This is a genomic window from Pseudomonas sp. BP8, from assembly GCF_017875955.1.
Taxonomy (GTDB): Bacteria; Pseudomonadota; Gammaproteobacteria; order Pseudomonadales; family Pseudomonadaceae; genus Aquipseudomonas.
In genome coordinates this window covers 3,474,930-3,489,216 of the sequence record NZ_JAGINK010000001.1, presented here as the reverse complement: position 1 = coordinate 3,489,216, position 14,287 = coordinate 3,474,930, and the positions used below count along the sequence as shown (strand labels likewise).

At 49.8% G+C, this 14,287-nt stretch carries 12 protein-coding genes; 2 read left to right on the top strand and 10 right to left on the bottom strand.

Annotated features, from left to right (window positions below; translation table 11 throughout):
* Nucleotides 1–275: 275 nt before the first annotated feature.
* The 5 genes from J3B00_RS15250 to J3B00_RS15230 all read right to left on the bottom strand — a co-directional run bounded on the left by J3B00_RS15250 (nt 276) and on the right by J3B00_RS15230 (nt 5,936).
* Nucleotides 276–2,525 carry an ATP synthase F0 subunit B gene (locus J3B00_RS15250; protein WP_209868326.1) on the bottom strand — a complete coding sequence of 750 codons (2,250 nt, stop codon included), beginning with the start codon at nt 2,523–2,525 and terminating at the stop codon, nt 276–278.
* A gap of 1,009 nt (nt 2,526–3,534) precedes the next feature.
* Nucleotides 3,535–4,089 carry a hypothetical protein gene (locus J3B00_RS15245; protein ID WP_209868323.1) on the bottom strand — a complete coding sequence of 185 codons (555 nt, stop codon included), beginning with the start codon at nt 4,087–4,089 and terminating at the stop codon, nt 3,535–3,537.
* Nucleotides 4,090–4,652: 563 nt separating this feature from the next.
* Nucleotides 4,653–5,009 (bottom strand): hypothetical protein, encoded by a 357-nt coding sequence (locus J3B00_RS15240; RefSeq protein ID WP_209868321.1) that lies wholly within the window; start codon nt 5,007–5,009, stop codon nt 4,653–4,655.
* A gap of 67 nt (nt 5,010–5,076) precedes the next feature.
* The gene (locus J3B00_RS15235; protein WP_209868318.1) at nt 5,077–5,487 is read right to left on the bottom strand and encodes a hypothetical protein; all 411 of its coding nucleotides are present in this window, start codon (nt 5,485–5,487) and stop codon (nt 5,077–5,079) included.
* Complete coding sequence (locus J3B00_RS15230; RefSeq protein ID WP_209868316.1) at nt 5,484–5,936, bottom strand: hypothetical protein; 453 nt, start codon at nt 5,934–5,936, stop codon at nt 5,484–5,486. Before J3B00_RS15230 ends, J3B00_RS15235 begins: the two co-directional genes overlap by 4 nt.
* Before the next feature lie 459 nt (nt 5,937–6,395).
* On the opposite strand from J3B00_RS15230, the gene J3B00_RS15225 reads away from it, so the two are divergent.
* A complete protein-coding gene (locus tag J3B00_RS15225) occupies nt 6,396–6,773 on the top strand; it encodes a hypothetical protein (RefSeq protein ID WP_209868314.1) in 378 nt (125 codons plus the stop codon).
* Nucleotides 6,774–6,830: 57 nt separating this feature from the next.
* Here the strand turns inward: J3B00_RS15225 and J3B00_RS15220 are convergent, their stop codons facing one another.
* The 5 genes from J3B00_RS15220 to J3B00_RS15200 all read right to left on the bottom strand — a co-directional run bounded on the left by J3B00_RS15220 (nt 6,831) and on the right by J3B00_RS15200 (nt 12,613).
* Nucleotides 6,831–7,070 (bottom strand): hypothetical protein, encoded by a 240-nt coding sequence (locus J3B00_RS15220; RefSeq protein WP_209868312.1) that lies wholly within the window; start codon nt 7,068–7,070, stop codon nt 6,831–6,833.
* A gap of 18 nt (nt 7,071–7,088) precedes the next feature.
* Nucleotides 7,089–7,460, bottom strand: a complete 372-nt coding sequence (locus J3B00_RS15215) for a hypothetical protein (protein WP_209868310.1) — start codon at nt 7,458–7,460, stop codon at nt 7,089–7,091.
* 502 nt (nt 7,461–7,962) lie between these two features.
* The gene (locus J3B00_RS15210; protein WP_209868308.1) at nt 7,963–9,765 is read right to left on the bottom strand and encodes a TniQ family protein; all 1,803 of its coding nucleotides are present in this window, start codon (nt 9,763–9,765) and stop codon (nt 7,963–7,965) included.
* 26 nt (nt 9,766–9,791) lie between these two features.
* Nucleotides 9,792–10,733 carry a TniB family NTP-binding protein gene (locus J3B00_RS15205; RefSeq protein ID WP_209868306.1) on the bottom strand — a complete coding sequence of 314 codons (942 nt, stop codon included), beginning with the start codon at nt 10,731–10,733 and terminating at the stop codon, nt 9,792–9,794.
* Nucleotides 10,730–12,613: a hypothetical protein gene (locus tag J3B00_RS15200; protein ID WP_209868304.1), complete on the bottom strand. Its 1,884-nt coding sequence runs from the start codon at nt 12,611–12,613 to the stop codon at nt 10,730–10,732. The genes J3B00_RS15205 and J3B00_RS15200 overlap by 4 nt, the downstream gene beginning before the upstream one ends.
* Before the next feature lie 1,183 nt (nt 12,614–13,796).
* Here J3B00_RS15200 and J3B00_RS15195 point away from each other — a divergent pair.
* Nucleotides 13,797–14,261: a MarR family transcriptional regulator gene (locus J3B00_RS15195; RefSeq protein ID WP_209868302.1), complete on the top strand. Its 465-nt coding sequence runs from the start codon at nt 13,797–13,799 to the stop codon at nt 14,259–14,261.
* The last annotated feature ends 26 nt before the right edge of the window (nt 14,262–14,287 follow it).

The window sequence follows — 14,287 nt, the reverse complement described above, 5'->3', positions numbered from 1 at the left end:
TCTAAGCTCACGGAATTTGACAGAAACCTTCGATAGTTAACCCTGGATCAGCTTATCCAACTCGAAAACCAATTGCGAACAACCGGCGGTATTCGGCAAGGCGTGACATTGAGTGGATCCTATACGAGATAACTGACTTTAAAAGTACAGCGGCATCATCCCGCTAGCCAGTTAAACATTACCGTGAGCACCCGCGAGAAAGCACTCAATATGCAAGCCGGCACTCAAGCTGCCGGCTAAGCCCCTTCACATCTGTGCTCAGGCAATTAGTCCTCTCATGCCCCCTCAACTTCTGGCAGAGGGGTCATATCCTTAGCTAAAGGCGCTTCCACAACTCTATTTGCGATGCCAGCTTCGAAATCAATCTCGTAGTCGTAGGAAACCCGTTCAAGATTGCGACGCTGTTTCAACAGTTTGCGGAATTCAAGCTCAATTTTCTTGGTGTTTTTCGCCTTCAGAACATAGGTGGACAAGCGATTGAAAAATGCTGGAGCAGCAACAAGTGAAATTGCGCAAAAAATCTTCTGGATAGGGCCTTGCGCGATGAAGGGCGCGTAGTTAGCCCCGATAGCTACAATTACCCCCAGAGCCGTTAGCGAATAGACGAGCACTTTCGTTCTTTTCTGTACCGATTGTGTAGCTGTGCCCAAAAGATCTTCTAAATCATTTTTTTCGCGTTGAAGTGTTTCCTTGGCCTGGGCCTCCAATTGCTCTCGAATTGACGCCGCATCAGCTTGAGCTTGCCCAAGCGATCCTTCGAGCGCCGCGATTTGAGCATACTGATGGCGGCTAGTAGCTTCCGCATCACCAACAATCTGATCTTTGTCAGCTTTGGCTTCTGCCAGCAGACGCTCGTGATGCTCCTGATCTTGAGCCCTTTGAACCTCGTATCGTGTCTTGAGGCTCTCCTCAATCTCACTCTGAAAATCAACGAATGCTCGCTCAGCATCAGCCAAGTCACGGATAACAACACTATCGCTTAATAGATAGACGGCTTGGTGTTGAGAGGCGCGAGAGTTCGTCATCATTTCGATGAACGCATCCGCTCTGTCGCCTCCCACATCCTTCAAGAAGCCGGTAACACGGCTGAGTAGATCGTGGTTAGGCTCAAGCGCAGAGGCGCAATTCGCTAGCAGTTTTTCATGACTGACCTCAGCAGAGGATGTACCGCCATAGATCACCAACATGAGGCCTGCCAGGTAACGATCGGTAATCACAGGAGGCACGTAGCTTTGCCGATATTCGCAGTGCCTGATGACGAAATCCGTTGCTACGGTCGCCACAAATCTGTTTTCGGTAACGAAAATATGCCTGCAATCGTGGAAGAAGCTCCGGGAAGTTATCCTGCCCGCGCGCTGCCTCAGGATGCCACTTATAGCCCGAGCATCCCTGTATCGGGCTTGAGCGCCGTAGCTCCCAAGCCTACTGGTAAGCTGATTCACCAACTCATCGCTGAAGTAATTAACACCCTGCTCTGGATGGCGTACAACCATGATCCCTTTGCGCATGATGGCGCCGTCAACATCCGAGCAGATGGATTGAGCGTACGATCGGAAGGATGCCGAAGAGTAAATGCGGCGGTGCGTAACTCGAGGGCGTCCGCTGAGGTCTCCGCTGTGAACCGCTAGTGCAGCTCTCAGGTTATCTTGAATCTCATCGACATGCTCTCGAAAAATGCAGAGCTGGACGCCCTTCTCTTTCAACTTTTCGAGCAGCAAAGTGATGTGCTGACCAGCGATGACCTCGTCAAGATCAAGATAAGACATAACGAGAGGGCCATCGAGATAAAGCTTAAGGCCCGATAGCTGAATATTCTCACCGGGTTCTCTCAGGTTGAGAACAAATTCAGCGATGATGGCACCCGAGGCGATGTTCAGAAGCTTCTGATAGACGTCTGGGTTGTGGTGGTAAGCATGGAGCACATAAGCGGCGCCAATTATTTTGACCCGATTGACGTTTTGGGCCTCTTCAGAAAGCTCATGCTCTTGGGCCTCTGTCACGCTTTGCGTACGACCCGGTAAGGACAGAATTTTCGAATCGCTGGCAACCCTATGATTCGGGTTGATCAGCCTCACCTGGAAGTCAGAGGTCACTAGCTGATTCAAAAAAAGCTTCTGGATGTACTGATGTTCAAGCTCTAACCCGCTTTTGCCCATGATCGACTCGGCAAAACGAGCGACATCGTCCAAAATGTCTTGGATGTCGGACTCAGATACCCCATCCGCATGGACTTCTTGGGTTTCGGCGTAGTAATGGACGCATCGATTGCGTCCCATCTGGCGTTCCGTTGCCAGCTTGGCACGGACAAGCCGAGGCATCAGCTCCTCCATGGCCCAAGGATGGACATCAATACCGTAAAGCCTGGCGAGTTCGTCCCGTAAGTGATCTGGGTTGACGATTTGCCCCGATTTATCCTTTGCAATTGGCGCAATTAGCGGAATGAGACCGCCAAGAATGTCGTTCTGCGCACCCGACTGGGCTAGGTACGCATATGCCACCAACGGACGCTCAAAATCGAATCTCATTCTTCCGGCCTCACTCCGTCTATTACTTCCTTGCATAATCACCTTGGCGCACAAACAGCAGAAACGCTCAAACAGAGCGACACACCCAATTTTCTCGCACCTTGGTAAGGTGGGCTGAATAAAGGCTCATAGCCATCATACCATCATATTTCGCACCTTCGCTCGCTCTCAGGCCTGTCCAACCAGACGGCGCTAGCCTGCGTCAACAGCGCTTTCCAAGGGTTCCAGGGTTAGCAGGGATGAGTTGAAGTGCTGCAGATGGCCGCCCAAGCTCACGCCAGCTGCGCCGCTAACACGAAAACGCAGAACATGACTGCTTGTCCCCGAACTGCGTGTTCACTCGGGCTCTCAATTGACCGGCAATTCTAAGTCAATGAGCTAGTGGTCTCCAGTAGTCTTGAACCTAGAACGTTAGCCTAGATGGGTGTGTCGATTCAGATTCAATGCGGGGAATGTGGGAAGCCCGCCAGGGTTTACGGTAAAAATATCGACATGCACCCCGTGATTACCTCGACAGAAATGCCAACTACCCAACCAATGGTTTGCAGGCCATGGAGTCTAGTAGCAACGCGCTGAGGCCTAGCGAAGGGTTTCGATATCTGAGATACATGATTTTGCAGTACCATGCTTCTGAGAAGCCCATGATCGGTCAGGGAAATCCGAAAAAACACTATGTTTTTACGATGACTGATCTCAATCCTAACCATTGGAAATTAAGGCCTTCACCGCCGCTACAAATAGGAAAAAATCCGCAGAAACAACGAGCTCAGAGCTGGGATAGGTATGCAACCTAGTTCACTGCTTACAAGCATCAATGGCTCTTTCGGGACATTGCCTCCCCATTGCGCGCATAGGAACGCTTCAGGCAAGCGGAGCGCGCAGGCCGAACCGGCCGAAGGCGTGCGGGATGGAAGCCCGAAGGGCCGAGGCCCGTGAAATGCGGGGCTCGGTTCACGACAGCCTGGCCGCGCAGCGGCACGCCCAAGCTACCAATCTCAGGCAAGATCGCTTACTTATGGAGCTTACTGAAACGCTCAATCACGACACTAGGAGCAACGCTCGGCCAGGCTTCCAAATTCGCTGATTTGCGCCAAAAATCAATAGCGCACCACAGGAAGAACAAGCCTGGAATTGCCCCACCTATCATTGAATAGCAGTGCAGAACGGGCATGGCTCCTGACGTCGGATGCTCTGCGAGCACTGGCAGAAGTGCAAGAATAAATACAGCAACATAAGCCGCCGCAAACCAAATAGCCCCATGAACCATCATGTATACCGGCGTCGCCAAACGAAGCTTGGTCAAAGAACGGATCCGCCCACCGCCTTCTTTGAACGCATAGACCACGCCGGTACTTTTTAACTTGTTCCTGGATTTTTTGTAGACGCAATAAAAATCGTAGTGCTTACCCGACTCGATTTCTTCGTAGAGCTTAATCGGAATGTCAGTGTTCGGAATGAGAACACCATCGATCTTCATGATTACCCGAACGCTTCCTTCTTTACGCTCAAATACTCGAATGTCTTCAAGCGTTCCCGAGACTTTAATGTAATCAGCGATTGCCACGATATAACTCCTGTCAAGAAAACTCCCAGCACCCAGCAATAGGCAGAGGGAGACCGCAAGCAACTCCGACCTGAAGCCACTTTTTTGAAAACTTAGATTTAGTGGGCATCTCCGCGAAGCGGCGCGCCCAAAAACAATGTGCCAGCCTACACCACTGTTTTCGACCCACTTCCATCGTGTGCTGGACACAAGGTACGAACCCACCTACCAGGCACTTGCTTACCCGACGCTCCGCAATCCTCACAGGTTCGCAGAGACAGCTGAGCAGCAACACTCACCGCACCATGGCAGTAGTCATCGCCCCCGTCATAGAAAAAATGGAGCTCGCCGAATTTGGACTTGATCTGCCCAACCGTCACCGGCACCACACCTGGATGCCGATCAGAGCGTTCCTGCAGCGTGTCGCACAGCGCCAAGAGGATCCCTCTCCATCCTGGACTGCAGTAGATATCGTCCACTTCAGGATCAGAGAACAACCGCGGGTACCGGGCCCTGAATTCTTCGATCAAAATCTCTGGTAGCGCAGCTGGCAACGCCATAATTCTCACCTAGCTAGAAGAGTCTCAAGCCACAGCCATCTGCAGGAAATCCCGCAGAGAGTTCCGACCGCCCTCTCGACGAAAAGCAGCCATCACATAGCGGCTACCCTCCACAGTGGTCAGCACCCAAAACCGCCCTTCCTTCTCCAGCCGATTGACCTTTGCCGTCTGAACGACACGACCATCAGCATAACGGCCAGCAGGGTCGTCACCTTCAAATCCAAACACTACGCCTCCACCTGCCCGAGACATGATGAAAGCATCTGTTAGGTAGGCGGTTACAGGCTCAGCGAACCCTTGCTCCATCGCCCGGGCGATTCGCCGCAGATCGAAGTCAGAGTGCCGCTTGCCGTGAAATTGAAGCTTGAAGGATGTGGCCATTGGGTGTCCTTACAACCTGGATTCTTAGCATGCAGCTGAGGAGCGCTCCATACGCAGTGCTGCATGCTTAAAAGAAAGAGAAGATGGTTTTGAGGGTGGCTTTCTGACGACGACCCGGGCCTAGCAGCACGTAGACAGTGTTCCTCGTCGCCGCGAAAACCCCATCTACGAATGAGGCACACATCGTCGACCGAACCCAACCACCAGGCGGGAACCGACCCTCACTGTCGTCAACAACGCAGTGGGCAAATACGATCAGAGGCACCAGGCCTACTGCCTTTACCTTGGCCAACTCATCCTCGGTCAGGTCAGGCTCGAACAGCGTCCAGTCTTCGACGATGCAGTACGACCTACGTGGGAAGCGCTCGACAACCAGAGCACGAGCAGCTTCAAGAGAGAGCTCAAGGCCGGCAGCCGGGACATGGTTATCTGATAGGAGCTCGCTGTCGACAGAGCTTTCGAGCTTACCTTCGCTCATTGCAAGCTCCTTTTCGCGCTCAGGGCATCGTACAAAACCCGCATCTTGGTGAGCGACGCTACATCCAGATTCGTACGGTACGAATCGTGGTAAACAGAACCACCGTCAACCGTAACGACGCAGACGCTGTCACCATCCTGGTCATCTCCGATCGCCAGGCTCTTTACCTTCTCCATCCGCCATGCACCGCTACCGTTCATGTTCGCTGGGGTGACAACCTGGATCTCTTTGACGAAAACCTCCTCGTCCTGGGCCTGAAGGACTTGCTGCAATTTCAGCTCGTCATTGACCATGAGCTCAAACTCATGGCCCTTACCCTGCCCGACCATCACAACCGAGAGATGGAACCAGTGCTTTCGGAGCATTCGGGTCACGGCATGCCAGTGAGCGAGGCCATGGCCAAACATACCTGGTACGCCTGCCAAATCATTGTCGTCTGTTCTGAACATCGATCGTCTCGGTGAAGCCATCGCTTGGGCGACGCATTGAAAATTTCGGGTTATTGCCCTAACGCAGCTCTGCGTGGCGGCTCCGACTATTCCGTATCAGAGGTGGACGTGCAGGGGCACAAATGGCGCTGCTGCGAACCCGTGTACCCGAGAGGCTTAACCCTGGGCGATTCGGTGCATACAGGGCCGCATGAGCCTGTCGTAAAGGTTTTCCATAAATTGGCGGCTGGGCACTGAGCTCGAGATCAGACGTCCGCCCCGCCTCGCTCGACCAATCCGGCAAAACGTGCAGAACAGGGAATATATTCCATGGATTGAATTTAATCAATGTGGCTCTATCCTCAGCTTTGGGGAGCCGTCATGCCACTGAGAGAGTCATTAGCCGCAGTCCTCCGGCTCGTGAGGGCTTCGCGAGGCCTCAGCAAGGATGACTTCCAAGGGCTCGTCGATCCCAAGCACGTGTACAATCTCGAAACCGCTAAGAGCGGCGTAACCATTGATACGCTGGAAGCAATCGCTTCAGTGCTTCAGGTCGATGCCCTCACCCTCCTCACCGTCGCAGCAAGCCTTGAGCGTGGCCAATCGCACAAGGATTTGCTCGTGCACCTCGAAGACGATGGTCAGCAACTGGCTGAACTTGGTGTGTTAGCGAGATGGCTCGGGGAGTTTGAAGACGGATCGCTGGTCACCACCAAGCCTGGACGCAGGACACCTCCGGGGACGGTGGAGGCTATTTTGGAATGTCGCGAACAAGGACTGAGCCGAAAAGATACTGCAGATAAAGTGGGAGTATCTACTACCACCGTGGGGAGGATTTGGAATCGAAAAGCAGAGTAAATACTCTCGACATTAACAGACGTTGGTATCTTGCTGCTAAGTTTGCTCTTGACACCTTTAGGATCTTGAACTGTTAGCCTTTGTACTGGCGATAGCCTGCATTGCTTCTGCACGGCCTGGATCTATAAGCCGCACAATATCAATGGCCGTAAACTCGTATTGCTCGGAGAGAGAATCCAGTTCAGTTAAAAAAGAGACCGCTTTCGATACTTCCGGATCGCGCAGTAGAGGCAGTAAAGACTCATACTCCTTTGTAATCTGATTCGTGATAGAGAGTAGCTCTTCAATACGATCCATTTCTTTCACCCTTATAAATCAAGACTCAATGTGCTCGACAGCAGAACACATTGAATGCTGGTCGGATTTTGGCTTCAGCGTCGTATCACCCGAACCGCACTCTTCATCAGGTTGAGTGTAAATATCAACCAATTCCTTGACCGCCCTGGTATTGACTGCAGCAACACCACTCAAAAGCATGTCAATTGATCCTGCATATCGCCTCAAAAGCAGGTCAGCAACCTCGACGTAAGAATAGCCATATTTAACCCTAAGATCCTCCAGCTTTCTAAAAAACTCAATATCCTGGGCGTATTCAGGTTCCTTCCTTCGCTCCTCAAGTCCACGAAAGACCTTTTCAAATTCGTATTCTAACCGCCGGGCCTCGATGAGAGGATGGGAGCGTGCCATGATAAAACCTTTTCCGTTCGACTATACCTATGACCAGTGTAGCCCAAAAGCCATAGCTGATCAGAATCACTGGGGCGCCTGTCAAATAAAATTTACGTAAGATAAATTACCAAAAATCAACAAGTTAAGCAGAAAACTGAGCGTGTACCCAAGAAAGCTTGCTACCGCCAGTCCGATTTTATGAAGGTGCTACCACAGGTAATTCACTGGTGAAATCTACTCATGAAGCGATGAGACCGGTCTCGAATTTTTACCACATTCGTAACGATCAACCATCCAATGCCGTAGCTCATCTGCCGTTGCAGCTGTCAATAAATCGAAATTATTTGATGCATCGAAAGCGCTATGCTCAGCATGTCAATTTTCAATTAATATTTGAGATTCGCGAACACAGCATTTAAACGAGAGATTAATTTAGGTGTCTATTTAGCTGAGAAGGTTAAGATCGGGTAAAATCAGTAGAGAGGATTAGGGGGGGGGGGGCAGAATAAACTTACCCTTACTATCTCAACGCCCAAATCACCTGCTCCAATTCCTCTGCACCGAGAGTTCGATATGCCAATGCTATCATTTCCTCCCTCACTCGCCGAGCGTGTACACCAAGCCCTACCCTCCTAATCTCATTACGATCTACTGGAAACGGAAGAGAATACGGTCTGCATACGCCACGGATCGTCAGAGCTTCATCGAAAGAGATCACATTGAAAGCTACTCCGAGCATCCAGTAAGCAACAGCTATCTGACGTGGAGTCGCCCATGAGTAATGAGGAGGGGCATCAGCAAAGGACGTATCAGGAGTGAGGTTAGCGCTATTACCTTTACGCTGAGGAAAGAAGAAGGAACAGGCAAATCCCGGAGCCGTTCGCCAAGCAGGATCACAGAGCCAGACGCCAAGCAAAAACTCCAGAACTGCCTTGGTAGGCTTTTGAGTCTGGATGGGCTGGATATCTCCTAGCACCCAACTCTGAACCCTAGCAGTCATCCTCAACAGCATTTCATTATCCGCGATGGCCTGCTCGCCGTTGCTGATTAGAGGAAAGCTGACTAGCAACCGAGAACTTGGGCTACTTACATACTCAGTGTACGCACGCCATGCCTTGTCCAGCGGTGAATAATGAGGCGTAGAAAGGCTAAGCAACATCACTGGAGACTCATGATCGCAGCAGATACACATACCGAGTTGGCGCCAAGCAGACCGCCAAGCTGGCAGATCAAGCTTCCTAATATCCGCTTTCAGACACTCTGGGCAGTAGCTAGTGCTCTGACGATATGGGAGATAGCCATCTGTGGGCAATCTAAAGCTCTGAAAAACACCCTCATAACGATCGTTAAAGCAGCTCCGTATAGCCGGAAACTCATATAGTGAGTCCGGGTCTACCGACAGTTGAGCGCATTGGTGTGAGAAAACATCAAAAGCATTGAGCTCTGCGACGCTCATGTTCTCGACGGACATTCTTCCCATCCAGGAAGAAAACGACTCACCATTAATAGGGAATAGCTGCTCAGCCTCAAAATTATCAGCTTCATTAAAACGTAACGTACCAGCGTCTGCCAAAGACAAATGCACCAGCCTGGATGCATAACCAATAAGGCCCTTAGATTTGGAATGAATCGATTTTATCTCTTCTTCTGATATCTCCGCACCTTGATCAGAAGCTGCTAGTAATTTGCGACGAATATCGCGGATGAACATTTCAAAGTCGCGATCATTCTCCATCGGGGACAACTCAAATGAGCGCACCATCGTATTAGTCAGCGAAACGGCATGATCAATTTCCCGAGCAGCGCCTTGCTCCGCAAATACGACAATTGGAATGCATGGGCAGCGAGCAACAAGCTCCTGCATTGCCAATAAAGATTGAGATGAAGAAATAAGACTAGGCAAGACCCATTCGTGTGCGTCACGAATAATTATTAAATCGTAATTTCTTTCTAAAAGCAAATGCCAGTAGGCCTCATCAAGGGCTGACTTCCCTTTATGCTTTCTTATCTCTTCAGAAACCTCTGCAGGAAGTTTCAGTGAATATACAAGATCCGAAGAAAACAAGGTAACCGATTTCTGAGGGTGACGCTCAATTGATAAAACCCTTAGTTGCTGAGACTTAAAGTGGCGCTCTAGTTGATAAGAGAGCGCAGATAAACCTGAGCCCAGAGCCCCACTAATCAAGTATAAGTTAGTGCGGTCATTATCATTCCCCACTGCTGCACCATTGCAAATGGAGCCAACCAGTGCAGAGAGAACAATTTCGTTTCCCGACAAGTTAGACCATTGAGCTTCAGTAAACGCACCTAACCTATTCAGCATAATGAAACACCACACCATAAACCAGACTATTGAATCACAGTATAGCGATCCAAGTAGGACTGCGTATCCATTTGGTTTTTCAGGACGACATCGACCATGTACAGACTCTGAATATTTATGTACTCAAGGCCGGACTCGATTGCCATCCGCGATGCTTCCTTGAGAATGGTGACAACAGACCTCAACGGTGAATACTTCTCCTCAACACCATCCCTATATACTTTGAGAACTGATAATTCCAAAAGCTTTTTACAGAAGTCAAAATCAATGATCGACTTTTGCCGGAGTGGCATTTTCGCTACAAATCCTTTCACAAAAGCGATGAATGACTTATCACACTTCAATTCCGGAAGATGAGCTGAGCGCAAACTAAAACGACTAGCAATTGTATCATCTGCTTTTAGAAGTGTTTCGAGATTCTCCTTGTCCGCAAGCAAGCAGAAATTTAACGCCCAGTATGGGCCAGCAAATCCTTTGACCGCGGAAAGATTAAGCTCGCGACCTCGATCAGTAAACCCCTTAAGCAGTAGTTGCGCTTCATCCAGCACAACTCCGCCCACATTATTTTCCCGAATCAACCTCTGTCCTCTCGCAATATCATTGTAGCTCAGCGTGAGCGGTTTCTTGCGCTCGCCGAACTGAATCCCTATCTCCATTTGTAGCAACTTAGTCAAGTTCAAATTAGCAGTGTTGCGAACTAAATCTATATAAACAACCTTTCTTGCCCAGTCTGAGTTTGATGCACAGCTTTGTTGCGCCATTACTGCTCCAATCGTACTCTTACCTTGACCAGATTTAGCTGTTATAGACATACACGGATTATCAATTAGCCTGGGAAGAGCAACGAGCCTTTTATAGCTATCCATTGCGATCATAGCCTCCGGACGCATAATGAAAACATCCCGCATGCAGGAGATCATGCGTTCTTCTGCGGTTTGTTCCAGGAGGAGCTCATGATCAGCTTTCATAGATCAAACCCTTCTAGCGGTTCAACATCTGCTGCGTCGAAAATAGGCTCGGCCTTCGATTGCGTTTTTGACTTCTTGGGAGTAGCTTTGGCAAAAGGCCCGACCATCTCACTTTGTTTAGCGTTTGCTGCATTACGAGCTCCTTCCAGAGCTTCCTTATGTAGCGCTTTTTTGACGTCCTGTTGACTAAGGTGGATCCGCTCACCTGCCGGAGTTAATTCCCCAGCCTTAAGCTGTTTATATTGCTTTGCCTTCCATGCAAGCATTGATATGGGGCCAAATTTACCAGGCGGATCAACACTTTTGAAGGGCCTAAGGTAGTCCAAATCTGGCCCAAGGCGCTCAATGGGCATCCATCTATCATTATGTAGAACCCATGCGCGATCAATATCTGAGTTATCAACTTTAACCCTGACGTGTGCTCCGGAATGCCCGTAGTATGGCCCAGGGTGATAACGCAAGATTCCATGAATGATTATAGCATCCTTGCGAACTTTTACCCGGTGCTCATGGTACATACCAATAATAAAATCTAACGGATCTTCAAACCTCGGAGGTGTCAGAATTTCTCCGTTGTGTTCACCAAATCGACTGAGCCAGAGATCGTTAGAGGTCATCCCATCAGAGCCACCCTTCTCATGCCTTCGACAAATCTCAGTCACCACCATCATAAATATTTGGTCAAGGTAATAAATTGCGGTTTCTTCAATTTTTTTTCCACGCCGTTTTTTCCCAGAAGATGGCACAGCCCCTTCTAAGGTCTGTATAAAATGACGATTTATTATACCGAGCCCCCTCTCGATCGAGCCACCACTCTGCTTGCGTTTTCTTCTCATATGCTTGACGTTGTGGATCTCACAAGCAACTTTGACCGTTTTGGCATTGAGGTCTGGCCCTCCATCAACCATGAGGGCAGAAAAGCGACCATACTGGATCCATTTATAAATATTCTCATCGAGCCCTAAGGCTCGGATTAGATCTTCTTTGGGCTTTATCGCCATGTCTAAGGCTTGTGCTAACGTCCACCTACTGGGCGCCCCGAAATACAAAGCGAAACCGAGAAAAGATCGACTCCATTTGTCTTTTATAAGCATGAGATACGGTCGACCGAGCACCATTTCCGTTTGTCTGCACCTCGCATGCATATCCAGCGGACTACCGTCAGCCTCGACCACTTCAAGAGGCCCAGATACTTTCAGACCAAACGGGTAACTTCCAAATTTGTCTTGCGCCGCCTCTTCCCCTTCTTTAGCTTTGATTCGTTCACGCTCATCGAGAATTGTGCGCAAGCGCCTGCGCAAGGTGGCTCTTGACGGAGCATTTGCCTTTCCCAGCCCTGAGATAATAGAGTCAATAACCCGCTCTTCATTCGCCCCTGGGCCTGTGTAATCTGACTCGGCGGTGGATATTATATACTCCTCCACGTAAGGAGAAAATTTCGTGCTACCCTTCTTACGACCTGGTTTCCCTGGGACAAAGGCTGTCCAGTCACCGATAATAATGTACCTATCTCTCAACCTTCCAATCATGGTGGCTTCAATTTTAAGTTGCTTCTTGACATACTCTATACCTTGCCTTCCAGACATCCACTCATCAAATACTGCCTGACGCTCCAGCGCTAACGACTTTTCGTCTTCAGTATAGGGCGACTCAATAACCACGCTATCCTCAACAACCGGAGTAGCAGCTAAGGTTTCATCCCTAAGCTTACTCAAGGCCTCATCAGAGGCCGCCGCAATATTTCCTTCAGACGTCTCAACAGTTTCTCCCGTTGTTGAGTTTACGACGACCAGAAAATTCTTCATTGCATCAAAGCTTTTGACGATGAATATTCCCGGCCTATCTCGCAAGGCAACAAGGCTCTCAGGTCTATACTTCATCCTTGACATCTCCTGCGCCCGGGCTAGCAAAGGGCTCATTCCTAATACTTTGCAGCCGGCTCTTTACAAGAGAGTCTGATGGACTGTCCATGCCTAGCTGATAGCAAAACCAGCTCACATCCTGATAGAAAACGTTAAACGATCGCCCATAATCCCCGTTATCTTGCTCATTAAGCACGATAATCAAGAAATTTACGATCGCGTCGATAATATACTGAGAGTCACTTTTGACTGCGCGACTAACGTACTCAGTCAAATACTCAGCGAAATTCGAAAACATTGGCTCCGAGTCGGAGTCAGGAGACTTGTCTTGATTAATAACCTCTCGAACATGCTCTCGAAAACGATCTGCAGGACGCGCCTCAGCAATGACATGCTTTGATGGTAAGCAGCACGCTTTGCCGTCCAGTAGCCGGCAGATTCGCAGTTCGTCTTTTTGGGAGTCGGTTCTAAGGACGTAGCACAGATCCGCGCTACGGGTGGTGTGGACAAAGGAGCCGATGCTTAACATGACGCCTACCCTCGAGAGTCTCCATCCCTTAAGCCTAGGCATGATGCATGAGCCGACCAGCGCCACTTGTCTAAAAAAACACAGATTTGTAAACTATTGATTTTATTGAGATACATTTCAACAATCTGTGTTGTTTTGAGGCCAAAAAAACACAGAATTTTGTTTTCCCATAAAAAAAATGTATTTAATACAGATAGTTAGTGCTGGCTCACTGGTTAGTAAAAATGAACAGCCAGTTACTAACCCCGGTCGGTTTTGCACAAACCTCCGTTCGATGGAAAATCAGCTCGTCGCATCACTATCTTCAAATCCTCCCTTAGGTTGCACCGTCACGAATCTCCGTTTCTCCACCTGACGCTTTGAAAACTGGCTAACACCAAAGAGCGTTGCGCGTGGTCGGTCAAATGGACATCTCAGATGTAGAGCCCATCTTGGAAAACGTCGAAAACATGATCCGAGAGAAATGGGATTGGGCCCTTCCCCGCTCGCTCCTGATGAAGTCATTTGCCTCAAGCCATCTCGATCTCCAAGCAGCAGTCACCACAGCACGACTTCTCAGTCCGGGGACGTAAGTAGAGACGAATGCCAGTCACGATTCGTTTCCAGAGGATCAACATCGGTTATACTTCTTAATCATTTTTCACCCTTATCTTCGCTGACACACGAGATCGCATGAACACATCCCCTGCACTGCAAACGGGCGCCGACAGCAGCAAGGCCACTGCGCCGACAGACCTGAATGATCTGGTTGGCTACGCCTTGCGCCGCGTGCAGATGAAGGTATTCCAGCACCTCGTCGAGTGCCTGATCCCATACGACCTGCGACCTGCACAGTTTTCTGCGCTGGCAATCATCGCGCAGAACCCTGGCCCTACGCAGGCGGAGCTGGCCAAGGCATTGAACATCGAGCCACCGCAGGTGGTGCCGCTGCTTAACAAGCTTGAAAAAGCAGGCCTGGCCTTGCGCGTGCGCAGCAAGGCAGACAAGCGCTCCTATGGCCTGTACCTGAGCAAGGCGGGTGAAAAACTGCTGAAAACGTTGTATGGGGTAGCAGAAGAAAGCGACCGGGCCGCCACTGCCAATCTGGATGATGACGAGCGCCGGCAGTTGCTTGCACTGCTACGCAAGGCCGATTAGGCCGTGTACGAAGGCGCTAGGAGTAC